General features: G+C 61.1%; 23 protein-coding genes. 15 read left to right on the top strand and 8 right to left on the bottom strand.

Annotated elements, in window-relative coordinates; all coding sequences use genetic code 11:
* The first annotated feature begins 268 nt into the window (after positions 1 to 268).
* Positions 269 to 862 carry a phenylacetic acid degradation protein PaaY gene (locus BM254_RS14440; RefSeq protein ID WP_092005183.1) on the top strand — a complete coding sequence of 198 codons (594 nt, stop codon included), beginning with the start codon at positions 269 to 271 and terminating at the stop codon, positions 860 to 862.
* 47 nt (positions 863 to 909) lie between these two features.
* Here BM254_RS14440 and BM254_RS14435 read toward each other — a convergent pair whose 3' ends face one another.
* The 3 genes from BM254_RS14435 to BM254_RS14425 form a co-directional block, all read right to left on the bottom strand.
* Entirely contained in the window at positions 910 to 1,809 is a 900-nt protein-coding gene (locus BM254_RS14435) for a haloalkane dehalogenase (protein WP_092005180.1), read from the bottom strand.
* A 122-nt stretch (positions 1,810 to 1,931) separates the two neighbouring features.
* Complete coding sequence (locus BM254_RS14430; RefSeq protein WP_092005177.1) at positions 1,932 to 2,180, bottom strand: hypothetical protein; 249 nt, start codon at positions 2,178 to 2,180, stop codon at positions 1,932 to 1,934.
* Between the two features lie 77 nt (positions 2,181 to 2,257).
* Entirely contained in the window at positions 2,258 to 2,611 is a 354-nt protein-coding gene (locus tag BM254_RS14425; RefSeq protein WP_175497276.1) for a hypothetical protein, read from the bottom strand.
* A 147-nt stretch (positions 2,612 to 2,758) separates the two neighbouring features.
* Here BM254_RS14425 and BM254_RS14420 point away from each other — a divergent pair, with 147 nt between their 5' ends.
* Together BM254_RS14420 and BM254_RS14415 are read left to right on the top strand one after the other, a co-directional pair.
* Entirely contained in the window at positions 2,759 to 3,874 is a 1,116-nt protein-coding gene (locus tag BM254_RS14420) for an AI-2E family transporter (protein WP_092005171.1), read from the top strand.
* Between the two features lie 98 nt (positions 3,875 to 3,972).
* Positions 3,973 to 4,386 carry a peptidoglycan-binding domain-containing protein gene (locus BM254_RS14415; RefSeq protein WP_092005168.1) on the top strand — a complete coding sequence of 138 codons (414 nt, stop codon included), beginning with the start codon at positions 3,973 to 3,975 and terminating at the stop codon, positions 4,384 to 4,386.
* 78 nt (positions 4,387 to 4,464) lie between these two features.
* Here the strand turns inward: BM254_RS14415 and ilvD are convergent, their stop codons facing one another.
* Positions 4,465 to 6,300, bottom strand: a complete 1,836-nt coding sequence (gene ilvD / locus BM254_RS14410; RefSeq protein WP_092005165.1) for a dihydroxy-acid dehydratase — start codon at positions 6,298 to 6,300, stop codon at positions 4,465 to 4,467.
* A 161-nt stretch (positions 6,301 to 6,461) separates the two neighbouring features.
* On the opposite strand from ilvD, the gene BM254_RS14405 reads away from it, so the two are divergent.
* Positions 6,462 to 7,718 (top strand): HDOD domain-containing protein, encoded by a 1,257-nt coding sequence (locus tag BM254_RS14405; RefSeq protein WP_092005162.1) that lies wholly within the window; start codon positions 6,462 to 6,464, stop codon positions 7,716 to 7,718.
* Positions 7,719 to 7,729: 11 nt separating this feature from the next.
* Positions 7,730 to 8,308 (top strand): LON peptidase substrate-binding domain-containing protein, encoded by a 579-nt coding sequence (locus BM254_RS14400; protein WP_092005396.1) that lies wholly within the window; start codon positions 7,730 to 7,732, stop codon positions 8,306 to 8,308.
* Here BM254_RS14400 and BM254_RS14395 read toward each other — a convergent pair.
* From BM254_RS14395 to BM254_RS14385, 3 genes are read right to left on the bottom strand one after another with little or no spacing between them, the layout of a single operon-like run.
* Positions 8,265 to 9,767: a bifunctional DedA family/phosphatase PAP2 family protein gene (locus tag BM254_RS14395; protein ID WP_092005160.1), complete on the bottom strand. Its 1,503-nt coding sequence runs from the start codon at positions 9,765 to 9,767 to the stop codon at positions 8,265 to 8,267. The two genes, BM254_RS14400 and BM254_RS14395, sit on opposite strands and share 44 nt — an antisense overlap.
* Positions 9,764 to 10,762, bottom strand: a complete 999-nt coding sequence (locus BM254_RS14390; RefSeq protein ID WP_092005157.1) for a GGDEF domain-containing protein — start codon at positions 10,760 to 10,762, stop codon at positions 9,764 to 9,766. The genes BM254_RS14395 and BM254_RS14390 overlap by 4 nt, the downstream gene beginning before the upstream one ends.
* Complete coding sequence (locus tag BM254_RS14385; protein WP_092005155.1) at positions 10,759 to 11,772, bottom strand: GGDEF domain-containing protein; 1,014 nt, start codon at positions 11,770 to 11,772, stop codon at positions 10,759 to 10,761. Before BM254_RS14385 ends, BM254_RS14390 begins: the two co-directional genes overlap by 4 nt.
* A 146-nt stretch (positions 11,773 to 11,918) precedes the next feature.
* Here BM254_RS14385 and BM254_RS14380 point away from each other — a divergent pair, with 146 nt between their 5' ends.
* The 10 genes from BM254_RS14380 (at position 11,919) to lipB (ending at position 20,925) form a co-directional block, all read left to right on the top strand.
* Positions 11,919 to 13,175: a glutamate-5-semialdehyde dehydrogenase gene (locus BM254_RS14380; RefSeq protein WP_092005152.1), complete on the top strand. Its 1,257-nt coding sequence runs from the start codon at positions 11,919 to 11,921 to the stop codon at positions 13,173 to 13,175.
* Positions 13,176 to 13,180: 5 nt separating this feature from the next.
* Positions 13,181 to 13,831 (top strand): nicotinate-nucleotide adenylyltransferase, encoded by a 651-nt coding sequence (gene nadD / locus BM254_RS14375; protein ID WP_092005149.1) that lies wholly within the window; start codon positions 13,181 to 13,183, stop codon positions 13,829 to 13,831.
* 70 nt (positions 13,832 to 13,901) lie between these two features.
* Positions 13,902 to 14,252, top strand: a complete 351-nt coding sequence (rsfS, locus tag BM254_RS14370) for a ribosome silencing factor (protein ID WP_092005146.1) — start codon at positions 13,902 to 13,904, stop codon at positions 14,250 to 14,252.
* 2 nt (positions 14,253 to 14,254) lie between these two features.
* Positions 14,255 to 14,725 carry a 23S rRNA (pseudouridine(1915)-N(3))-methyltransferase RlmH gene (gene rlmH, locus BM254_RS14365; RefSeq protein WP_092005143.1) on the top strand — a complete coding sequence of 157 codons (471 nt, stop codon included), beginning with the start codon at positions 14,255 to 14,257 and terminating at the stop codon, positions 14,723 to 14,725.
* A gap of 9 nt (positions 14,726 to 14,734) precedes the next feature.
* Positions 14,735 to 16,627 carry a penicillin-binding protein 2 gene (gene mrdA, locus BM254_RS14360; protein WP_092005140.1) on the top strand — a complete coding sequence of 631 codons (1,893 nt, stop codon included), beginning with the start codon at positions 14,735 to 14,737 and terminating at the stop codon, positions 16,625 to 16,627.
* A complete protein-coding gene (gene rodA / locus BM254_RS14355; protein ID WP_092005137.1) occupies positions 16,627 to 17,769 on the top strand; it encodes a rod shape-determining protein RodA in 1,143 nt (380 codons plus the stop codon). The genes mrdA and rodA overlap by 1 nt, the downstream gene beginning before the upstream one ends.
* Before the next feature lie 158 nt (positions 17,770 to 17,927).
* Positions 17,928 to 18,770: a septal ring lytic transglycosylase RlpA family protein gene (locus BM254_RS14350; RefSeq protein WP_092005392.1), complete on the top strand. Its 843-nt coding sequence runs from the start codon at positions 17,928 to 17,930 to the stop codon at positions 18,768 to 18,770.
* Positions 18,771 to 18,813: 43 nt separating this feature from the next.
* Entirely contained in the window at positions 18,814 to 19,980 is a 1,167-nt protein-coding gene (locus BM254_RS14345) for a D-alanyl-D-alanine carboxypeptidase family protein (RefSeq protein WP_092005134.1), read from the top strand.
* A gap of 31 nt (positions 19,981 to 20,011) precedes the next feature.
* Positions 20,012 to 20,281: an HP0495 family protein gene (locus tag BM254_RS14340; RefSeq protein WP_092005131.1), complete on the top strand. Its 270-nt coding sequence runs from the start codon at positions 20,012 to 20,014 to the stop codon at positions 20,279 to 20,281.
* Positions 20,282 to 20,286: 5 nt separating this feature from the next.
* Positions 20,287 to 20,925 carry a lipoyl(octanoyl) transferase LipB gene (gene lipB, locus BM254_RS14335; protein ID WP_092005127.1) on the top strand — a complete coding sequence of 213 codons (639 nt, stop codon included), beginning with the start codon at positions 20,287 to 20,289 and terminating at the stop codon, positions 20,923 to 20,925.
* A 6-nt stretch (positions 20,926 to 20,931) separates the two neighbouring features.
* Here the strand turns inward: lipB and BM254_RS14330 are convergent, their stop codons facing one another.
* Complete coding sequence (locus tag BM254_RS14330; RefSeq protein ID WP_092005123.1) at positions 20,932 to 22,014, bottom strand: GGDEF domain-containing protein; 1,083 nt, start codon at positions 22,012 to 22,014, stop codon at positions 20,932 to 20,934.
* Positions 22,015 to 22,096: the final 82 nt, after the last annotated feature.

Here is a 22,096-nt window from a genome sequence, read left to right as displayed (position 1 = left end):
ACCCGTCAAGGAGTCGTGGTATCGACTTCTGTATCACTTTGGCATTCTGGGGATAATTTGGCTGCTTATCTTGATGAAAATAAAGAAAAATAAATTTGGGTGTTGAGTTTTTTATAGCCATTTCGAAGGCAATTGATCGTTGTTAAGCCGCCCGGGGGCATGAAATTCCACACAAAAACGGATAATGTGATACGGAAAATGAATCACAACAATCGTTTTGGGTTCCATAAGGCTGCGTGCCGGTACCCCCTGCCAACAGGAGAAAGTTATGCCCGTATACAGCATTGAAGGTGTTGTCCCGGTTGTCCACCCCACCGCTTATGTTCACCCGAGCGCCGTGCTGATTGGTGACGTCTGGATCGGGCCGGACTGCTACGTCGGGCCGGCCGCCTGTTTGCGGGGTGATTTCGGGCGTGTTGTCCTCAAGGAAGGGTCCAACATCCAGGACACCTGCGTCATGCATGCCTTCCCCGGTATGGACACGGTGATCGAGAAGAATGGCCACGTCGGCCATGGGGCGATCCTGCACGGTTGCATCGTGGGAGAAGACGCCATGGTCGGGATGAACGCCGTTGTGATGGATGAGGCCCATATTGCGCCCCGTTCCATCGTCGGGGCCGGAGCCCTGGTGAAGGCCAAATTCCAGTGCGAGCCTGCGTCCCTGATTGTCGGTTCGCCCGCCAAGGTCCTGCGCACGCTCAGTGACAAGGAAGTGGATTGGAAGAAAAAGGGCACCGAGGAGTATCAGCGACTGACCCGCCGCTCACTGGCAAGCCTGGTAGAGTGTGAGCCTCTGGAGAAAGGGGAGCCGGACCGTCCCCGGGTCGATGCCGGCCAGTACCAGCCCAAGCATCAGTCCTGAAGGTCTGAGCTCCGGGAGTTTCGGAGCCCGGCAGCGAAAATGGCGGCTCAGGCCGCCATTTCCGATTTCAGGGCATCGATAATGATGCGCGCGAAGTCCTCGGGGGAGTCTTCCTGCAGGAAGTGGCCGCCGCGAAGGGTGATGTGGGGTTGGCCGTGGGCACCGGGAATCCGCCGCTGCATGTAGCGGTCTTCGCCCCGGGTAATGGGGTCACCGCTGCTGAAGCAGGTAATGAACGGTTTGCGCCATTTCTCCAGTACCTTCCAGGCCTCCCGGTTGGCCTGCCCGGCCGGATCGTCCCGGGATACCGGAACCAGTTTCGGAAAGGCGCGGGCGCCGGCCTTGTATTCGGTTGACGGGAAGGGCGCCTCGTAAGCCGCCTGTTCGGCCCTGCTCAGGGTCCGCTCGGTGCCCAGCTGGACGATGCGCCCGACCGGCAGCCAGGGGCTGTGGGTGACAAACGCTTTCCACAGGGAGAACATCGCCGGTGCCCGGGTTTCGCCGGTGGGCAGCATCCCGTTACCCACGATGATGCACCGGAACCGGTTGGGATGTTCGGCCGCCAGGCGCAGTCCCAGCAGCGATCCCCAGTTCTGGCACACCAGTGTGATGTCCCGCAGATTCAGCTTTTCGATCCAGCTACTCAACCAGGCCATGTGGCGTTCGTAGCTGTAGTCGGCCATTGCTGCCGGTTTGTCCGATTTGCCGAAGCCGATCAGATCCGGGGCCAGTGCCCGATGACCGGCTGCGGCAATGAGCGGAATCATGTGCCGGTACAGGTAGGACCAGGATGGCTCGCCATGCAGCATCAGCACGGGTGAAGCGCCGCGGGGGCCTTCATCGACGTAGTGCATCCTCAGGTTGGGCTCCACGTCGAGATAATTGGGGGAAAAAGGGTAATCCGGCAGACCCTGGAAGCGGGCTTCGTCGGTTCTCAGAATACGCATGCCATCGACTGTCCTGACTGATAGGTTGCGCAATTGCCGTTATGACAATTCTCGCAAGTCAGGATAAATCAGATGGCTGTTTCATGTGTTTGAGTTGCGTAACAGTGCGTTGCCCGTTTGCTTCAGCAGGCCAGATCGAGCAGGCGGTCCGGGTTTTCGATTTCTGCCATGGCGTCGTCACAGCAGTTCACGGCGCCGCAATCGTCCGCTGAGCACAGGGCGAGGACGCGGCACTGGATGTCCTGTTGGTTTTCACCTTCGTTGCGGAACATGCGGGCCCGGGAAAGAATGGATCGGCAATGACCGCAGAGCAGGTTGGGCACCGCGCTGCCTTCGGCAAGAATGGCGTTGTAATGGGTATGTTCAGTCATAGATATCCTCCTGATAGTTTCAGACTAGGGCCAGAATATGACAATACAGAGTCGGCCTTTCGCTGAGATTTCCATCTCTATACGGATCCTTTATCCGGATCGACCACCGGCCGCCGGTTGGAGCGTTTGTCGTCCCAGTCAAGCTCCTTGGGGTCGTACCAGCCGATGGCATCGAGCACCTTCTGGCGAGTACGCGGGGACAGGGTGGGCCAGAGTTCCTGGAAATCGTCCAGCCCCTGTTCCCGTTGCTTTTGTTGCTTGCTCTGCAGACGATTGATGATTTTGGGGAGCTGCAGAGCCTCTCCGAGCTGACCGGGTACCAGCACCTCCTGTCCCATCACCTTGCGGCGATGGGTCCTGGCTGCCAGTACACGTTGAAGTTCCGTGGCGGCATCAAGGGCAGTTTCGGTGGTAAAGGTTTCCAGTTCCAATAATGTGACTCGTTTGTCGGTTAATCCGTAACCGACCACTATAACCTGAAGCAGGCTACAGTGGCCATGTCATCGTGGTAGGCTATCGGGCCGGAGTGGCTGCACAGACCCGCGGTTACCGTTCACAGCTTTGGGAAGATCTGACCTATGTACGCAAAACTTGAAACACGGACTTTTCTGGCCTTGCTGGTCGGGGTTTCCCTGGCGTTCGTGTTTCTGATGAAGCCCTTCTTCGGCCCGATTTTCTGGGCAGTGGCGATCGCGCTGATTTTTCATCCGGTCCAGAACCTGCTGGTCCGCTGGCTCGGTGAACGGCCAAATACCAATGCCTTGATTACCCTGGTGATTTGCATGGTGATCGTGGTGATTCCGGTGCTGGTGCTGGTGACGTCACTGGTGGCCCAGGGGGTGGAGCTCTATCAGCAGATCCAGCGTGGCGAGATCCGTCCGGGGGAATACATCGATCAGGTTAACCAGTCCTTCCCGGCGATCCAGGCATTCCTGGCGCAGTTCGATATCAGCTTTACCGAGTTACGGGACCGGGCCGTCAACCTGTTCGTCGGCGGTAGCCAGTTCCTCGCCAAGCAGGCCCTGGGGATCGGCCAGAATACCTTCCAGTTCTTTATGGGCCTGGCCCTGATGGTTTACCTGGCTTTCTTCCTGTTGCGGGATGGCCACCACCTGGTCGAGCTGATCATACGGGCTCTGCCCCTGGGCGATGAGCGCGAGCGCCTGCTGTTTGCCAAGTTCGCCGAGGTGACCCGGGCCACGGTCAAGGGCAACCTGTTGATTGCCATCATTCAGGGAGCTCTCGGGGGACTGATCTTCTGGATTCTGGGAATTACCGGTGCCCTGCTATGGGGCGTGGTCATGGCCATCGTGTCGCTGTTGCCGGCAGTCGGGGCAGCCCTGGTCTGGGTGCCGGCGGCGATCTATCTGGCGGCGGTCGGGGATGTTGTCCCGGCCCTGGTCCTCACCGTATTCGGCGTGGTGGTGATCGGTCTTGCCGACAACCTCCTGCGGCCGCTCCTGGTGGGCCGTGACACCAAACTGCCGGATTACATAGTGCTGCTGTCGACCCTCGGCGGCATTGTCATGTTCGGCATCAACGGCTTTGTCATGGGCCCCCTGGTCGCGGCCCTGTTCATGGCTTTCTGGGGAATTTTCATCCGGGAATTCGGGCACGAGTCCCAGGCGGTGCTTCATCCGGACACCGGTCCCGAAGATGAGAACCACGGCAATCGCCCCGACAGCAAACTATGATAGGGTGTTCATTGTTTGCCCCAGCTTGTGGAGATAGGCACCACACAACAAGAAAAACCGATGCCGTGCAGGCGTCAGGAGTAGTACAGGTGAGAACCATGAAGAAAACGACCCGTTATCCCGGTCGCCTTCTGGCTGCAGCCGGTGTGGCGGCCATGCTGGGCCTTGCGCCCGTGGCCCAGGCAGATGATACCGTGGCACTGAAGAACGCCCTGTATGGTGCCGGTTACGACATCACCAACGTCAGTTCGGGCATGGATGACAAGACCCGTGCCGCCTTGACCAGCTTCCAGAACGATCATGGCCTCGAGGCCACCGGTGCCCTGAACGAAGAAACCCGGAAGGCGCTGGGTATGATTACCGTGCAGGTCGCTGCGGCGCCGGCGCAGAGCAGCGGATCACAGGGTGCGGAAGCATCGGCATCGAGCGCCGCGTCCGCCGAGCCCGCGAAGGAATCCGGGGAAAAGGACGCCATCGAGGAAGACGAGGACGGTGGCTGGTCGCTCTGGTAGCGCTCAGGGTTCGCCGTTCATGAAAAAAGCCCGCCAGGCATCAACCTGGCGGGCTTTTTTCTGGCTGTCCGGAAGAGCTCAGTCGAGTTTCGACAGATCCCGGACGGCGCCCTTGTCGGCACTGGTGGCCAGCAGGGCGTAGGCCTTGAGCGCCGCCGAGACCTTGCGGTCGCGCGGCAGATCCGGCTTCCAGCCCTTGGCATCCCGGGCTTCCCGGCGCCGGTCCAGCTCCTGCTGGTCGAGCTGGACATTGATGGAGCGGTTGGGAATGTCGATCAGGATGGTGTCGCCGTTCTCGATCAGGCCAATTTCCCCGCCGGCGGCGGCTTCCGGGGAGGCGTGGCCGATGGAGAGCCCCGAGGTGCCGCCGGAGAATCGACCATCCGTGAGCAGGGCGCAGTCCTTGCCGAGGCCTTTGGACTTCAGGTAGCTGGTGGGGTAGAGCATTTCCTGCATGCCGGGTCCGCCGCGGGGGCCTTCGTACCGGATGATGACCACTTCGCCTGGTTTCACTTCGTCACCAAGGATGCCGGCGACGGCCGAGTCCTGGCTCTCGAACACCCGCGCCTTGCCTTCGAACACGTAGATGCTCTCATCGACACCGGCGGTTTTCACTACGCAGCCGTTCCGGGCGATGTTGCCATAGAGCACGGCCAGTCCACCTTCGGTGGAGTAGGCGTTGTCCACGGAGCGGATGCAGCCGCTCTCCCGGTCACCGTCCAGGCTCGGCCAGCGGGTGCTCTGGCTGAAGGCTGTCTGGGTTGGAATGCCCGCCGGCCCGGCCTTGTAGAACTCCACCACTTCCGGGGTCGGGGAACGCATGATGTCCCAGGTTTCCAGGGCTTCTTTCATGGTCTTGCTGTGAACGGTGGGCAGGTCGGTGTTGATCAGCTTGCCCCGCTCCAGTTCACCCAGGATGCCCATGATGCCGCCGGCACGGTGGACGTCTTCCATGTGGTATTTCGGCGAGTTGGGCGCCACCTTGCACAGCTGGGGCACGTGGCGGGAGAGCCGGTCGATGTCGGCCATGTCGAAATTCACCCCGCCTTCCTGGGCCGCCGCCAGCAGGTGCAGGATGGTGTTGGTGGACCCGCCCATGGCGATGTCCATGGTCATGGCGTTCTCGAAAGCGGCCTGGGAGCCGATGCTGCGGGGCAGCACGCTGGCGTCGTTTTCCTCGTAGTAGCGGCGGGCATTCTCGACGATCTGGCGCCCGGCCTTGAGGAACAGCTGTTCGCGGTCAGAATGGGTGGCCAGCAGCGAGCCGTTGCCAGGCAGGGCCAGGCCAATGGCCTCGGTCAGGCAGTTCATGGAGTTGGCGGTGAACATGCCGGAGCAGGAGCCACAGGTCGGGCAGGCACTGCGCTCATACTCTTCCACCTGCTCGTCGCTGGCGTTCGGATCCGCGGCGATGACCATGGCATCCACCAGATCCAGCTTGTGCTCGGACAGCTTGGTCTTGCCGGCCTCCATGGGCCCGCCGGAAACAAAGATGGTCGGGATGTTCAGGCGCATGGCGGCCATCAGCATGCCCGGGGTGATCTTGTCGCAGTTGGAAATGCACACCAGGGCGTCGGCACAGTGGGCATTGACCATGTACTCCACCGAGTCGGCAATGATTTCCCGCGAGGGCAGGGAGTAGAGCATGCCGTCGTGGCCCATGGCGATGCCGTCGTCCACCGCTATGGTATTGAATTCCTTCGCTACACCGCCGGCAGCTTCGATTTCACGGCACACCAGCTGCCCAAGGTCTTTCAGGTGCACATGGCCGGGTACGAACTGGGTGAACGAGTTGGCAACCGCGATGATCGGTTTGCCGAAATCCTCGTTTTTCATACCGGTAGCGCGCCAGAGGGCGCGGGCACCGGCCATGTTGCGGCCGGCTGTGGATGTCCGCGAACGATACTGAGGCATGTGTTCTGGTCTCTCTCTTGGGTCCTGACAAATTCCGTAAAAAACAGAGGATACCAGATTAGGCCCGGCGCGCATGGTTGTTTTTGCCCCGGCTGGTGACTATAAACAAGACATGAACCGGAAGATTGCTGCGTTCTGCTGAGCGGAGAAGGAGTTCGTCTATGGCTGGCCGGGAACGCCTGCCTCTGGGTCGCCTGAAAAGCTTCCATCCCCTGAACCGACTGACCGCCGACCAGCTGGTCCTGCTGGTTAACCGTGCTGAGCGTCGTTGCCACAAATCGGGCGAGACCGTGATCGAGCAGGGCGTGCGGGATGGTCTGGATTTTTTCCTGATCAGCGGCGCCGTCGAGCTGCACGCCAAGGATGGTCGCAAGTCGGTCATCGAGGCGGAGACGGAAAAAGCGCTCAATCCCATTGCGCGTCTGCAGCCGCGCATGTACGAGGTGGTTGCCATCAGGCCCAGTGAGTTCCTGGTGATCGAGCAGGACATACTCAACGACTTCCTGAATTCGGCCCCGGTCAGCCAGGTGGAAATGGAATCTGAGGGGGACTGGGTTGCCTCGGGCAGTGCCGAGCATCGGCTGCGGATGGAATTCAATTCGGAGCTCCGGTCCAACCATATCCGTTTGCCGAGCGTGCCGGATATGGCCTGGAAAATTCGCCGCACCGCGGCCCGGGAAGGTCTCTCGGAGAAGAAGCTGGCCATGGCGGTGACGGCCGATCCCGCCATGGCCGCCAAGCTGGTGCGGGCCTGTAACAGCCCTGTGTACCGTGGTTTGGGCGGTGTCCGCAGTGTACACGAGGCAGTCACCCGGCTCGGTATGCGCACCACTCGGCAGCTGCTGGCCGAGTTTGCCCTGAGGGATGTGTTCAGAAGCCGGCAGCTGAGCCTGCAGAGGAGAATGCTGAAGCTCACTCAGCAATCCCGGGAACTGGCTGCACTATGCTGGCTGCTGGCCGATCAGATTGAGGGGCTGGATCGTGATGAGGCGGAGCTGGCCGGACTGTTACATGATATCGGCACGGTGCCGTTACTGGTCCTGGCCGAGCATCACCCGGGCCTGTGGTCCAGTGAAGCCAGGCTGCAGTCTGGCTGCAAACAATTACGGGCAGAGTTTGGCGCCGCCCTGCTCGAGAGCTGGGGTTGCCCGCCAACCCTGGTGGAGGCGGTGCGCCATGGGGAGGATTGGCAATATGAGTGCCCTGAAAAGAGCCCGCAACTGGTGGATGTGGTGATCACTGCCCGGTTGCATTCCACGATCGGCTCAAGCCAGAATGGCGAGCCTCCAGCCCTGAACCAGGTGCCCGCGCTCGGGCGACTGGGTGGACCGGAGCCCGGTGCCTCCCGTACCCAGGAGCTTCTTGCCGAAGCCAGGGCGAGGGTAGAGCAAACGCAACTTTTGCTGTCGACTCGATGACCAAGCCAATCATGCATGTCCCCCTCTTTCCCCTGAATTCCATTGTCCTGCCCCGGGGACGTATTCCGCTTCAGCTGTTTGAGCCGCGCTACATCGATATGCTGACCCGTTGTCTCAAGGAGGACAGGGGATTCGTCGTGGTGCTGCTGAGGGATGGCGAGGAGACCGGTCCGGTTGCGCGCTTCTATGATATCGGCACCTATGTCCGGATCATCGATTTCCAGCAGCTCGAGAACGGCCTGCTGGGCATTACCGTTGAGGGCGAGACCAAGGTGTCCGTGGTCCGCAGCTGGCAGCAGGATGATGGTCTGAATGTCGGCGATGTGGAGTGTCTGCTCGAGGAGACCTGGAGCGAGGTTCCCGAGCGCTACATCGAGTTACCCTCGGTGCTGCAGGCGCTGTTCAGGCACCCGGTTATCCGTGACCTTTCCATGGAGGTGGATTACGAGGATGCCCGGGATGTGGGCTGGCGGCTGACGGAACTTCTACCCCTGGATAAACAGGAAAAACAGCGCCTGGTGGAACTTCAGGATCCCCTGGAACGGCTCAGCCGCCTGCAGGGTTTGCTGGAGGCGCTGGAAGAGGGCTGACCTGTTCCTTGACCGGTTGCCGGGAATACTCCTCTACGGCTTCGGGCCAGCGGTCCTGCAGGTAGCCGACAGTAAAAAGCCCCCAAAGCAGCAGGGCCGCGACGGTAAAGCCATCGGTGTGGATGGGCACCCGGTCAAAGCGGCTGTAGCTGGCCCGCACCAAGCCGGTGATTGCCAGCCCCAGCAGGATTCCCCCGATTATATCCGTGAACCAGTGCACCCCGAGGTACAGGCGGCTGATGGCCACCGGCAGCAGTGGTAACGAAAACAGCACGTAGGCCTGCCAGCGTTTCCGGTGTCGGGTTTCCCCGGCCACAAAACCTGCCAGCATGGTGACGAAGACGGTAATTCCGGCACTGTGGCCGCTGGGAAATGCCCCGGAAGACGGTGGCTGGAATACCTGGTCCGGGCGGGGGATGCCCAGGGTCGACTTCATCAGCCAGACCAGGACGAGGGTAAGGGCGGCGGCGAACAGTATGTGCAGCGCAGCGGCATAGTAACCCCGGAAACCCAGCACCAACACCGCCAGAAAAGACGCCGTCACCAGAACCGCAGGGTCGCCGATCAGGGTAACGGTGATCGCCGGGCCATCGAGCAGGGGTTGCCGTAGCTGGCGAAACCACTCGAGGGTCAACTGGTTGAAAGGTTCCAGTGCCCCGGTTACCGCCAGCTGGCCCCAGATCAGCAACAGTCCGGACGCAGCCACCGCCATGAGTACGGAGGCCAGGGGAAACTCTCCTTCCCGGGCCGGCCGGTCGTTGGTGTAGAGGCGCCAGAACCGGTGCGATAACTCGTACTGCCGCATCCGTTGCTCGAACCAGCGGTAGGCCCGGCCTCCTTCGCCCAGGCCCATCTGGAAGCGGATCAGGATCAGATAGACCACGAACAGGGCCGCGAGGCTGACCCCCATGACCGCATAGAAATGGGCGGGAGGGCGCAGTTCACTCTGCAGGGCGCTGCCGACGAGAAAGCCGGGCAGGATATAGACCGGAGCCCAGCCAATGGCGGAGGCAATGTTGAATCCCAGGAACCGTCGCCAGGGCATCCACAGGGCGCCGGCGATCAGGGGAATGATGGGGCGGATGGGGCCGATAAAGCGCCCGATCACCACGCTCTTGCCCCCGTGCCGGTGGAAAAAGGCTTCGCCCTTGCTGAGCAGCACCGGGTAGCGACTCAGGGGCCAGACCGAAGTGAGTCGGCCCTGCAACTGGCGCCCCAGGGCAAAACTTACGCTGTCGCCGGCAACCGCTCCCAGCCCTGCCCAGACCAGAGCCTCGGTCAGTGGCATGCCGGTTTTACCGGCAAGGGCCGCCACCGCAAACAGGATTGCAACCCCGGGAACGATAATGCCCGCGATCGCCAGGGACTCGATGAATGCGGTCAGGAACAGGGCGCCGGCCAACAGCCCGGGATTGGCTGATAGCCATGCCGTCAGCTCTGTCAGCCAGGCGGTGCTCATGCCTCGATGGTCTCTCCCGGGCTGAACCAGGCGGAATCAGCGCCACGTTTGCGGGTTTCTTCAAGCGCCTGTCTGGCGCGTTTGCGCAGTGTGTCGGTACGGGTATCGCCACTACCACGGGTCGTGCATCCGAGGCTCACCGTGGCAGTACCGAGCACGGGCCATTGGTGTTCGGCAATGTTCCGCCGGATACGCTCGGCAATCACCCGTACCCCTTCCTCGGGTGTAAACGGAAGCACCAGGAAGAATTCCGAGTCGTCCAGTGTGTACAGGGTGTCACCAGCGCGGATGACTCCGAACAGGTGCTGGGTCATATCGCGGAATACCGCCTGGATCGCGTCCTCGCCATGCAGGTCCCGGGCTTCATCCGCGTAGTCCAGGCCAAGGTGTATAACCGATAGTGGGTGGCCGGTGGCGATGGCCCGACTGATTTCTTTCTGCAGGGTTTCGTCCAGGAAGCGGGCATTATGGGCGCCGGTGACGGGATCGGTGATGGCCAGATCTTCTGCGGACTGGGCCATGTGGCCGTAATGCCAGGTGTAGAGGCCGGTTACGGTAAGCAGGATCAGGAGGCCGGTGGTAATGGTCAGGGCTTCACTGGCCGGATGCTTAAGGAACAGGGTCACCGCGAGTGGAACAAGCAGCAGTACCGACAGTCCCACCCCCTGTCGCAGTGGCAGGATGAGCAGGTTCAGGACCAGCAGGGGCATCGCCCAGTGGCTGATGCCCGGACCGTCCATGGTGATCAGTGCCGCAACCAGTCCGCTGTTCAGTCCGGACAGGATGATCAGGTGGCCCGGAGAAGCGAGTTGGTGTCGGCGGTTGATGATGGTGTAGATCAGCCCGGCGGTGGTGAGAATGGCCATGCCGGAAGCCAGGTAGAAAAGGTCGTAGAAACCGTAACGCAGGTTCTGGCCTGCCAGACTGGCGATGAATACGGTAGCCAGCACGTAGCCGGCGCTGTGGGTCCAGGTCCTCAGGCGGGTTTCGGTCATGACGCCGGCCGCTCCTGCCCGGCCATGCCGTGGTTCTGCTGTGACCAGGCGCTGTAGACCTGGGTCCGGTTGCCGCCCTGCTGCTGGGCGCGACGCAGGGCGTGGGCAGCGCTCTGCTGCATGCTGTCAGCGTCATCACCGATATTGAGCCCGGCAATGCCGGTGCTCACGGTCAGGCGCATTCCATGGGATTCGAGCAGCGTCTGCAGCCCGGCGCGGATGGTTTCGGCACGGTCGAGGGCGTTATTGGTGCCGATTCCTGGCAGGATGACCAGAAACTGCAGGTCTGCCACCCGGTAATAGGTGTCGAAGTCCCGCAACTGGGAATGCAGGTAGCGGCCGATACGGGGCAGGATCGAGCGGATGTCCTCGTCCCGCTCCTTGTCGGTCAGGTGTGTGTCCAGTCCGATCATGATCACGGACATATCCGTGCCTTCCCGCTCACTGCGCTGGATCTCCTTGTGCAGATCCGCGGACAGGTATTCCCGGCTGGCGGCCTGGGTCAGCTCGTCGGTGCGCCGTAACGGCGCAAGCTGGCGGCTCTTGTATTCACGGAGAAACACCAGCAGGCCCGACAGCAGCAGCGTGAGCAGAAAGGCGCTGATCATCTGGTGCCGGTCGGGCAGACCGGTCGCCCACCAGACGCCGGCCATGGCCAGGATGGTCACCGCCAGGGCCAGGATCATGGCGGTGGCGGGCGGGAACAGTGCGAAGGCGACCAGGGGAACGGCGTAGAGCCAGTGAGTCATGGCCCAGGGGCCCACCACGAATCCGGACAGCAGCAAAAGTGCGAGGACCAGGAAAAACAGCCGTTGTATCAGGGGCCAGGGCCGCTTTGCCCGGGCCGGATGAAAGGTGCGACCGCTGATGACAATACCGGCACCCGCAGCGGCAATCGCCGCCATCAGGGGCTGGCCGAGCAGGGCGCTCAGCAGCGCAATGGCCAGAAATGCCACGAATCCGGCTCGTGACAACCTGGTCAGCAGGAATTTATCGGCCGTCTGGGCCATGGTGTGTCCTTCCTCTCCCGGCGCATCCATTGAGTATGAAGCATAGCGCAGCGGTATAATAATGGTTTGGGATGCGTACTTGAAACGGGAAAGGTAAAGTTAGGCCCTTATTCCTGAATTTGACTGACAAGGTACAAGGACACGGGATGGATATAGCAGCATACATGGCCGAGGTCGGCCAGCAGGCGCGAGCGGCTGCCACACAGGTGGCCCGGTCAACCACGGCCACGCGCAACCAGGCTTTGCTGGCCACGGCGGAGGCCCTTGATGCCGCTCGCAACGAACTGGCGGTTGCCAACAGCAAGGATCTGGAGATGGGGCGCGAGAATGGCCTCGATGCCGCCATGCTGGACCGGCTGGAACTGACCCCGCAGCGCATTGATGCCATGATCGAGGGGTTGAGGCAGGTTGCCTCGCTGTCCGACCCGATCGGTGAGATCACCGGCATGACCTATCGCCCGTCCGGCATACAGGTCGGCAAGATGCGGGTGCCCCTGGGGGTAATCGGCATCATCTATGAATCGCGTCCCAACGTCACTGTGGAAGCCGCGAGCCTGTGCCTGAAATCGGGTAATGCCACGATCCTGCGTGGCGGATCCGAGGCTATTCATTCCAACCAGGCCATTGCCGCCTGCCTGGCGCAGGGCCTGGCCGCGGCGGGGTTGCCCGAGACCGCCGTGCAGGTGGTGAAGACCACGGACCGTGCGGCAGTCGGTGAACTGATCACCATGCCCCGCTACGTCGATGTGATCGTGCCCCGTGGCGGCAAGGGGCTGATTGAGCGGATCAGCCGGGATGCCAGGGTGCCGGTCATCAAGCACCTCGATGGTGTGTGCCATGTCTATATCGACAGCCATGCCGATCCGGAGAAGGCGCTGAAAGTGGCGGTGAACGCCAAGACCCAGCGCTACGGCACCTGCAACACCATGGAGACCCTGCTGGTGGACCGGGAAGTAGCGGCGGACATCCTGCCCCTGCTGGCCTCCGCATTCGAGGAAAAAGGCGTGGAGCTGCGGGGCTGTCCCGAGACCCGCGAGATCGTCCCGGCGGCGGGTGAAGCCACCGAAGCGGATTGGGAAGAGGAATACCTGGCGCCGATCCTGGCGGTTCGTGTGGTGGATGGCCTCGATGGCGCTATCGAGCACATCAATCGCTACAGCTCCCAGCATACCGACAGCATCATTACGGAAAACTACACCCGGGCCCGTCGCTTCATCACCGAAGTGGATTCCAGTTCCGTCATGGTCAATGCGTCCACCCGGTTTGCCGACGGTTTCGAGTATGGCCTCGGTGCGGAGATCGGGATTTCCACCGACAAGATCCACGCCCGCGGCCCGGTGGGGCTGGAGGGTCTAACCTCCCAGAAATACGTGGTGTTCGGCGACGGCCACATCCGGTCCTGATGCCCATGCACGTCATTTACGGTGGCACCTTTGACCCGATCCACCATGGTCACTTGCGGCTGGCGATAGAGCTCTGTGATCGCCTCGAGGTCGATCGCGTCAGTCTGGTGCCCTGTCACATCCCGCCGCACCGGGGTGATACCGGAGCCAGCGCTGCCCAGCGGCTGAAACTCCTGGAGCTGGCGGTGCAGGGCGAGCCCCGGTTGCACATTGACGACCGGGAATTGCGCCGTGGCGGGGCTTCCTACACCGCCGATACCCTGCGCCAGTTGCGACGGGAGTTGGGGGCGGATCATCCACTGGTAATGGTGGTCGGCACCGATGCCTTCGCCGGCTTCGATCGCTGGCGGGAGTGGGAATCCATACCGGAACTGTCGCACATCGTGGTTGTGCGCCGCCCTGGCCCCGGATTGGATCCCGAAGGGACGCCTGCGACGTTGCTGGCGAAGAGGAAAGTGGAGGATGTCAGGAGCCTCCGGACTACGCCCGCCGGATGCGTTCTGGAGCTGGATCCGCCGCTTCTGGATATCTCCGCTACCGGAATCCGGGAACGGATCGCCGCCGGCCGCTCACCCCGCTACCTGATCCCGGATTCGGTCTGGGAAGAAATCCGTCACCAGGGACTGTATGGTGCCTGCCCCGAGGGGAACTTTTAGTGCTACAATCGCGTCTGAGTATGACTATTCGGGCGGCCAATCCGGCTGAAGCCCGTACAACAGGGTAATTATGCAGGCTGAAGAACTGAAAGATCTGGTTGTAAAAGCACTTGAAGAGGTAAAAGCGCAGGACATCAGTGTGATTGATGTTCGTGACCGTACCAGCGTCACGGATTTCATGGTGCTGGCGTCCGGTACGTCAAACCGTCATGTGAAGTCCCTTGCCGATTCTGTGGTTGTTGAAGCCAAGGAGCAGGGTGTGCGCGCCAGTAATGTCGAGGGCGCCGCTGCCAGTGACTGGATTCTGGTAGACCTCGGCGATGTTGTGGTTCATGTCATGATGCCCGCTACCCGCGAGTTCTATGATCTGGAGCGGTTCTGGCGCGACGCACCGGATCTGGGTGTCGCGGGCAGCGAATAACCATGCGGTTACGTCTGATCTGTGTGGGGCAGAAGATGCCCGACTGGGTCAGTGCCGGGTACAACGATTACGCCCGCCGGATGCCCCCGGAGCTTCCCCTTGAGCTGGTCGAAATCCCCATGGCACACCGGGGCAAGAACCCTGATATTCCCAGGCTGATGCAAAAGGAAAGCGACGCGATTCTCTCGGCAACCGGACCGCGGGACCGGGTTGTTGCCCTGGAAGTCGGCGGTCGCCCCTGGTCCACCGAAAAGCTCGCCAGTCAGCTTGAAAACTGGCAGCAGGACGGTCGTGACGTCAGTTTCCTGGTTGGTGGCCCCGACGGTCTGGCGGATGCCTGTCGGCAGAGGGCAGACCAGCAGTGGTCACTGTCGCCCCTGACCCTTCCCCACCCACTGGTTCGCATCCTGTTGGCCGAACAGCTTTACCGGGCCTGGTCGATCACCCGCAATCATCCGTATCACCGGGCCTAGGGGGCAATTATGCCGTGGGGTGAATTCAAGGATACCGCCGCCGAACGCCGGTTATTCCAGCGCCGCACCTTGGTCATGCTGGTGTTTGTCATCCTGATGCTGGGTGGCCTGCTGGGCCGCATGTATCAGCTGCAGGTGGTCGAGCACGAGATTTACACCACGATTTCCGACAAGAACCGGGTGCAGGTCCAGTCCGTACCCCCACCCCGTGGCCTGGTCTATGACCGCAACGGGGAGCTGCTGGCCGAGAACCGTCCGGTGTTCAGCGTCACCCTGGTGCCCGAGCGCGTGGATGGCATGGATGAGACCCTTATCCGGCTTGGCCGCATCCTCGATGTTTCTGAACAGGATTTGGAGCGCTTCCAGCGGCGCCTGAAGGAACCCCGACGGCCTTTCCAGGAGATCCCCCTCCGATACGACCTGACCGAGCAGGAGATTGCCCGGCTGGCGGTCCATCGCCATGAGTTGCCGGGCGTTGAAGTCGAGGCGGAACTGGTACGGTATTACCCCCACAGTGAGCTCACCGCCCATGTGCTCGGCTACGTTGGCCGCATCAACCGTGAAGAGTTGCAGCGTATTGACCCGGTCAATTACGCCGGCACCAACTACATCGGCAAGTCCGGTATAGAGCGGTTCTACGAAGAAACCCTGCATGGCAAAGTTGGCTATCAGCACGTAGAAACCAATGCCCGTGGCCGTACGCTCCGGGTACTGGAGCGCGAGAATCCGGTACCCGGGGAAGACCTGAAGCTGCATCTGGACCTGCGGTTGCAGCAGCGGGCACACGAGCTGCTGGACGGCCGCCGTGGTGCAGTCATCGCCATCGAACCCAAAACAGGCGGCATCCTGGCGCTGGCCAGTGTGCCGGGGTTCGACACCAACAAGTTTGTCACCGGCATCAGTGTCGATGACTATCGCGCCCTGAGCCAGAGCAAGGACAAACCCCTGTTCAACCGGGCGCTGCGTGGCCAGTACCCGCCGGGCTCGGTAATGAAACCCATGTTGGCGATTGCCGCCCTCGACAGCGGCGTGACGACCCGCGACCGCACCATCTGGGACCCCGGCTATTTCCAGCTCAAGGAGGGTGGGCGCCGGTACCGGGACTGGAAACGCAGCGGCCACGGCTGGGTGGATCTCAAGGACTCCATAGCGGAGTCCTGTGATGTTTATTTCTATGAAATGGCTGTTGAAATGGGTGTCGATACCATGTCGGGCTACCTCTCCAGTTTCGGTTTCGGGGAGGATGCTACCCTGGATGTGTCCGGTGCCCTGAGTGGTCTGCTGCCCTCCAGGGAATGGAAGCGGGCCATACACAATGAACCCTGGTACCCGGGGGATTCGGTCAACCTGGGCATCGGTCAGGGCTACATGCTGGCAACACCTCTTCAAATGGCGACTGCGACCGCACTCATCGCCAACCGTGGAACCTGGGTCGAGCCGCGCCTGCTCAGGGACGTGATCGGGGATGATTCGGTGGAAGATGTCCTGCCCGAAGAGACCCATAAGCCCCTGACGCTGAAGAATCCGGAGGATTGGGAGTATGTGGTCGAGAGTATGGCCGAGGTAATGCACGGGACCAAGGGCACTGCTCGTCGGGCTGGCAGTGATGCGCCTTACCGGATGGCGGGCAAGACCGGGACCGCCCAGGTGTTCAGCCTCGCGGAAGACGAGGAGTATGACGCCGAGGAGATTCGTGAACGTCTCAGGGATCATGCCCTGTTCGTGGGTTTCGCTCCGATTGAGGACCCGCAAATAGTGGTATCCGTCATCGTGGAGAACGGTGGCAGTGGTAGTGGCACGGCGGCTCCGGTCGCACGGGCACTGTTCGATGCCTGGCTGCTGGAGTTTTCAGAAGGCAGTGGCAGCGGGCTGGTAAGCCAAACCACAGGGGACGCACAATAATGGCATTGAAAGATCTCGTTGATCCGGCCGCCTCCGGCCCCCTGGCCCGTTCCCGGGGCATCTGGTCTGCCTTGCATCTGGACCCCATCCTGCTTTTCCTTCTGCTGGTCCTGGTCTCTGGCGGCCTGTTTGTTCTCTACAGCGGTGCTGACCGTAACATCGAAGTGGTCAAGGCCCAGGGTATCCGTCTGGGGGTTGCTTTCGTGGTGATGCTGGTGTTTGCGCAGCTCGATCCGGCGGTTTTTCGACGCTGGGCACCCTGGCTTTACGCCGCAGGACTTGTAGCCCTGGCAGCGGTCCTCGTGGTCGGTGTGGGGGCCAAGGGCGCACAACGCTGGCTGGCACTGCCCGGGCTGCCGCGCTTCCAGCCCTCTGAAATCATGAAACTCGTGGTTCCGATGATGGCCGCTTGGTACCTGTCCCGGCACTTTTTGCCGCCGCGCCTGTCACAGGTTGCTGTCGGGCTGGCCATCGTGCTGGTCCCCATGGTGATGATCGTTCAGCAGCCGGATCTGGGTACGTCGCTGCTGGTGGGGATGGCAGGTCTGTTTGTGGTCTTCTTTGCCGGCATGAGCTGGAAACTGATTGCTGCTTTCGTGGCCATGGTTTCGGTATCCGCGCCACTGATGTGGTTCTTCGTGATGCGGGAATACCAGAAACAGCGGGTGCTGACCCTGCTGGATCCGCAGAGTGATCCGTTGGGTGCCGGCTGGAACATTATCCAGTCCAAGACTGCCATTGGTTCGGGCGGTATTGACGGCAAGGGGTGGCTGCAGGGGACCCAATCACACCTGGAATTCCTGCCGGAGAGTCACACCGACTTTATTGTCGCCGTGCTCGCCGAGGAATTCGGCTTTGTCGGTATGCTGGTGCTATTACTGGTCTATTTTCTGATCATCCTGCGTTGCCTGTATATCGCGGCCACCGCCCAGGACTCGTTCAGCCGATTGTTGGCGGGAGCCTTGACCATGACCTTCTTTATCTACATCTTCGTGAATGTGGGGATGGTCAGTGGGTTGTTGCCGGTGGTGGGGGTGCCTCTGCCACTGATCAGCTACGGCGGCACGTCGGGGGTGACGCTCATGGCAGCGTTCGGCGTACTGATGTCGATACACACCCATCGAAGAATGATCAGTGCCTGATCAACCATTGAAAGCGGGTAATGGTGAATGGGCAGGATAACCCGCTACAATGACTGGGAACCGCCGGGCCAGAACAGGGCGGGAACAGAAAAGAGGATTTCCGGACCGTGAAGCCGAGGTTTACGTTTACATGGTGGTTGACTGCCTTTGCCACGCTGATGCTCGGTGGTTGCGCCTCATCGCCCGAGACCGATCATTCCTCGCGTTATACCCTTAGCCAGGATCGGGCTCCGGCGGGTAATTTCGATGTCTCCGGTCTCGCCGACGCGCAGCCGCGCTACGAGTCACCGAGGACCGCCGGCAACAAGTCGCCCTACACGGTGTGGGGCAAGAGTTACCGGGTTCTCGACAGCAATGAGGGTTACGTCGCCACCGGTACCGCCAGCTGGTATGGCGAGAAGTTTCACGGTCACAAGACCTCCAATGGCGAAACCTTCGACATGTACGAAATGTCCGCGGCCCACAAATCCCTGCGGATCCCGGGCTACGCCCGGGTCACCAACCTGGACAACGGCCGGTCGGTGATTGTCCGGGTTAATGACCGGGGGCCGTTCCACGGTGATCGTCTGATCGACCTGTCCTACGCCGCGGCCAAGAAACTTGGTTATCAGTCCAGGGGTACGGCGCGGGTCGAGGTGGCGGCCATCACGGTCAGGACCGATGGCTCCATGACGCTGGCGGGCGAGCCGTTTGTACCCGGCGACGGGCGCACACCGGCAGCCTCCGCTACAGTGGCAGAAAACACAGTGGACACCGGATCCCGCGGCCTGTTCGTGCAGCTGGGATCCTTCAGCAGCCGGGACCCTGCAGAGGCCCTTTTGGGACAGGTCCGCTCGGTACTGGAAAATCCGACGCGGGTTCGCGCCATCGATACCCAGGCGGGCCGTTTTCACCGGGTACAGGTCGGACCGTTCGAGGACGAGGAGTCCGCCCGGCGCACCCAGAGCCTGCTGGAAGCCCGGGGCTTTTCGCAGTCTGTTTTGCTGACTGATTCGCACTGAGTAATTCCATAACCAGAAACACACCTGACGAATGAATGGACCAATGGCCTTAACAACCGTTTTACGCTCTCTCTCTGTTGTACTTGTCCTTGCCCTGGCCCTTGCGGGCAAGGTGATGGCGCAGTCGGTACTTATTCCTTCCCCGCCGCAGATTGCAGGCAGTTCCTATGTGCTGATGGATCCGAAGAGCGGGCGCATCATCATGGAGGAGAACAGCAACGAGCGTTTGCCTCCTGCCAGTCTGACCAAAATGATGACCGCCTACATCGTGGAGCGGGAACTGGATGAGGGCCGGATTTCCATGAGTGACATGGTCCCCATCAGTGTCAAGGCATGGAAAACGGAAGGCTCCAGGACCTTCGTGCAGGAAGGCACCGAGGTCTCTGTGGAAGACCTGCTCAAGGGGGTCATTATCCAGTCCGGTAACGATGCTTCCGTGGCTCTGGCGGAGTTTGTTGCCGGCAGCGAAGGTGCCTTCGTCGACATCATGAACCAGCAGGCCCAGCTGCTGGGTATGAAGGACACCAGCTTTGTCAATGCCACCGGTCTGCCGTCGGAGGATCATTACTCCACGGCTTACGATCTGGCGTTGCTGGCGCGTGCCATCATCAACGACTACCCGGAAAACTATCCGCTGTACGCCGAGAAGCACTTCACCTACAACAACATCCGCCAGCCCAACCGGAACAGCCTGCTGTGGCGGGATGACAGTGTGGACGGGCTGAAAACCGGCCATACCGAAGAGGCCGGCTACTGCCTGGTAGCGTCCGCCAAACGTGAAGACACCCGTTTTATCGCGGTGGTGATGGGAACCAGCAGTAGCCAGGCCCGGGCCCAGGAAGTACAGAAGATGCTCAACTACGGCTTCCGTTACTACGAGAGCGAACGCCTGTTCCGGTCCGGCCAGGAGCTCATGGAAGCCCGGATCTGGGGTGGCCAGGCGGACCAGGTGTCGGTGGGGCTGACCGAGGATGTGTTCGTGACCATTCCCCGGGGATCCCGCAACCAGCTGGAGTCCACCGTAGACCTTGATTCTGTGATCAAAGCACCCATCAATGTCGGAGACGAGCTGGGTCGGGTCAAGGTAAGCCTGAGCGGTACGGTGCTGGTGGATGAACCGGTACTCGCCCTGACCGAGGTTCCCGAAGGCGGACTGTTCAAGCGTCTCTGGGATGCGATCAAGCTCTTTTTCGTTCAGTTGTTTCAGTAAGGGTGATGTCAGTACCCGGGAGTAATGCGGCATGAGTGAGCCGAAAGCACCAAAGATCGAATTCCCCTGCGATTACGTGATCAAGGTAATCGGTAATGCCGCACCTGATTTCACCGATTTTGTCGTGGAAGTGGTGGAGTGTCACGCGCCCGGGATTACCGAGGCGGACATTTCCGTGACCGACAGCAGCAAGGGCCGCTTTTCCTCGGTCCAGCTGAAGATTGTCGCCACGGGTGAGGATCAGCTCAAGGCACTGTTTGAAGATCTGAAGGCCAGCGGCCGGGTTCACATGGTGCTCTGACGGCCATGGCAGAACTCGTTGTCCGTTCCCTCGGGGAGCAGCCTTACCTGGAAACCTGGGAAGCCATGAAGAATTTCACGGCGGACCGGGATGGCAACACCAAGGACGAGCTCTGGTGCCTCGAGCACCCCCGGGTGTTTACCCAGGGACAGGCGGGCAAGGCCGAGCATGTACTGTTGCCCGGTGACATTCCGGTCATCAAGGTGGATCGGGGTGGCCAGGTGACCTATCACGGTCCTGGCCAGCTGGTGATCTATCTGATGATTGACCTGCCGCGCAGGAAGCTCGGAGTCCGGGGTCTGGTGGATCAGATCGAGCAGGGCATCGTCCGCACCCTGGCGGACCTGGGTGTTGAAGCGGCCCCGCGCGCCGACGCCCCCGGCGTTTACGTGGGAGAGGCCAAGATCGCATCCCTCGGCCTGAGAGTCCGCCGGGGATGCTCCTTCCATGGCCTAGCGCTGAACGTGGATATGGACATGGAGCCCTTCAGCCGCATCAATCCCTGTGGTTATGCCGGCATGCCCATGTGCCAGGTCCGGGATTTTGTGCCGGGAGCCACTGTGGCCGACATAGAACAGCGTCTGGTTGACCATCTGGTTACCGGCCTCGGTTACCAGCAGGTACAGCACTCCAGGGGCTGGTGACCGGCGTCAGGTCGTAGCGGCACAGGCCTGATTACGGCCGGCACTCTTTGCCCCATAGAGTGCTTCATCGGCCCTCTGCAGCAGGCGGTCGATGGACTCCGACCCGGTAATGGTGGCCGTGCCGATACTGATGGTGGCTCCGAGCGGGTGGCCATCCACCTCGACCGAGCCCGCCTCGACAGCAGCACGGATACGTTGCGCCGTCTGCAGGGCCTCGCGCGGCCCCGTCTCCGGTAACAGAACCAGGTATTCCTCGCCGCCCCACCGGGCCACGGTATCGACTTTCCGGCATTGATCCCGCAGCGTGCGGGCGACCATTCTGATCAGCTCGTCTCCGGCGTGATGACCGTAATGGTCGTTGATGCCCTTGAACAGATCGATGTCCATCAGCATGACCGAAAACGGCCGTTGGGTGCGCAGGTAGCGCTGGTACTCGGTCTCCAGTTGCTCCAGGCCCTCCCGACGGTTCGCCAGCCCGGTCAGGGCGTCGTGTTTGGCGGCGAATTCAAACTCCGAGGCCAGTCTGAGCAAGCGCAGCTTGCTGCGTCGCCGGCTCTGGTCAAGGATGTAACAGGTGACCATCTCGAAACCGAGTACGATAACCATCGAAATCCGGAAGCTGGTGCTGTAGGGCGGCTCGAAAACGAGGTCACCGGCAGGACTGAACAGGAACACGAGCGCGGCCAGGCCGCCGGCGCAGGCGATGATGCCCACCCGGGCCTGGCTGATATAGAAAATGACCGGCGGATAGGCAAACAGCCAAATAATGGCGGAGCCATCCTCCACCGTCTGGATCACCAGAAAGGTGAACAGCGCCGTGATCAGGCCGATAAATCCGCGGCGGTGAAGGGTCTGGTGCCGGATCCCGAGATAGACCAGGGAATTCAGCGCCAGCAGAGCTGCAAAGGTGACCAGCAACGGTGCCGTGAACGGACTATCCGCGGTACTGGCGGCCCGGCCGGCAAAAAACAGCAGGATTGGTACTGCTGCAGAGGTGAGCCAGTTGATCAGAACCGGTACCGGGATTTCGCCTTTCACGCGAAACTGGGACAGTTCGGTATCCGGAGTTTTGGCAGCCGTTTGCTTCATTTTCAGTCTTGTTCTTGTGTTTTACCGAGCCTGATACTGCCTGACATACTAGACCCGATTGGCAATCAGGACTGTAGTAAAA

This window comes from Marinobacter pelagius (assembly GCF_900114925.1).
Lineage (GTDB): Bacteria > Pseudomonadota > Gammaproteobacteria > Pseudomonadales > Oleiphilaceae > Marinobacter > Marinobacter pelagius.
The sequence above is the reverse complement of the archived record's forward strand: the minus strand, read 5'-3'. Positions and strand labels throughout refer to the sequence as shown.

What these genes read in the sequence shown, in the direction of transcription:
- BM254_RS14440 (WP_092005183.1), top strand. Translation starts at nt 269, where the DNA reads ATGCCCGTATACAGCATTGAAGGTGTTGTCCCGGTTGTCCACCCCACC.
- BM254_RS14435 (WP_092005180.1), bottom strand. Translation starts at nt 1,809, where the DNA reads ATGCGTATTCTGAGAACCGACGAAGCCCGCTTCCAGGGTCTGCCGGAT.
- BM254_RS14430 (WP_092005177.1), bottom strand. Translation starts at nt 2,180, where the DNA reads ATGACTGAACATACCCATTACAACGCCATTCTTGCCGAAGGCAGCGCG.
- BM254_RS14420 (WP_092005171.1), top strand. Translation starts at nt 2,759, where the DNA reads ATGTACGCAAAACTTGAAACACGGACTTTTCTGGCCTTGCTGGTCGGG.
- BM254_RS14415 (WP_092005168.1), top strand. Translation starts at nt 3,973, where the DNA reads ATGAAGAAAACGACCCGTTATCCCGGTCGCCTTCTGGCTGCAGCCGGT.
- ilvD (WP_092005165.1), bottom strand. Translation starts at nt 6,300, where the DNA reads ATGCCTCAGTATCGTTCGCGGACATCCACAGCCGGCCGCAACATGGCC.
- BM254_RS14405 (WP_092005162.1), top strand. Translation starts at nt 6,462, where the DNA reads ATGGCTGGCCGGGAACGCCTGCCTCTGGGTCGCCTGAAAAGCTTCCAT.
- BM254_RS14400 (WP_092005396.1), top strand. Translation starts at nt 7,730, where the DNA reads ATGCATGTCCCCCTCTTTCCCCTGAATTCCATTGTCCTGCCCCGGGGA.
- BM254_RS14395 (WP_092005160.1), bottom strand. Translation starts at nt 9,767, where the DNA reads ATGAGCACCGCCTGGCTGACAGAGCTGACGGCATGGCTATCAGCCAAT.
- BM254_RS14390 (WP_092005157.1), bottom strand. Translation starts at nt 10,762, where the DNA reads ATGACCGAAACCCGCCTGAGGACCTGGACCCACAGCGCCGGCTACGTG.
- BM254_RS14385 (WP_092005155.1), bottom strand. Translation starts at nt 11,772, where the DNA reads ATGGCCCAGACGGCCGATAAATTCCTGCTGACCAGGTTGTCACGAGCC.
- BM254_RS14380 (WP_092005152.1), top strand. Translation starts at nt 11,919, where the DNA reads ATGGATATAGCAGCATACATGGCCGAGGTCGGCCAGCAGGCGCGAGCG.
- nadD (WP_092005149.1), top strand. Translation starts at nt 13,181, where the DNA reads ATGCACGTCATTTACGGTGGCACCTTTGACCCGATCCACCATGGTCAC.
- rsfS (WP_092005146.1), top strand. Translation starts at nt 13,902, where the DNA reads ATGCAGGCTGAAGAACTGAAAGATCTGGTTGTAAAAGCACTTGAAGAG.
- rlmH (WP_092005143.1), top strand. Translation starts at nt 14,255, where the DNA reads ATGCGGTTACGTCTGATCTGTGTGGGGCAGAAGATGCCCGACTGGGTC.
- mrdA (WP_092005140.1), top strand. Translation starts at nt 14,735, where the DNA reads ATGCCGTGGGGTGAATTCAAGGATACCGCCGCCGAACGCCGGTTATTC.
- rodA (WP_092005137.1), top strand. Translation starts at nt 16,627, where the DNA reads ATGGCATTGAAAGATCTCGTTGATCCGGCCGCCTCCGGCCCCCTGGCC.
- BM254_RS14350 (WP_092005392.1), top strand. Translation starts at nt 17,928, where the DNA reads ATGCTCGGTGGTTGCGCCTCATCGCCCGAGACCGATCATTCCTCGCGT.
- BM254_RS14345 (WP_092005134.1), top strand. Translation starts at nt 18,814, where the DNA reads ATGGCCTTAACAACCGTTTTACGCTCTCTCTCTGTTGTACTTGTCCTT.
- BM254_RS14340 (WP_092005131.1), top strand. Translation starts at nt 20,012, where the DNA reads ATGAGTGAGCCGAAAGCACCAAAGATCGAATTCCCCTGCGATTACGTG.
- lipB (WP_092005127.1), top strand. Translation starts at nt 20,287, where the DNA reads ATGGCAGAACTCGTTGTCCGTTCCCTCGGGGAGCAGCCTTACCTGGAA.
- BM254_RS14330 (WP_092005123.1), bottom strand. Translation starts at nt 22,014, where the DNA reads ATGAAGCAAACGGCTGCCAAAACTCCGGATACCGAACTGTCCCAGTTT.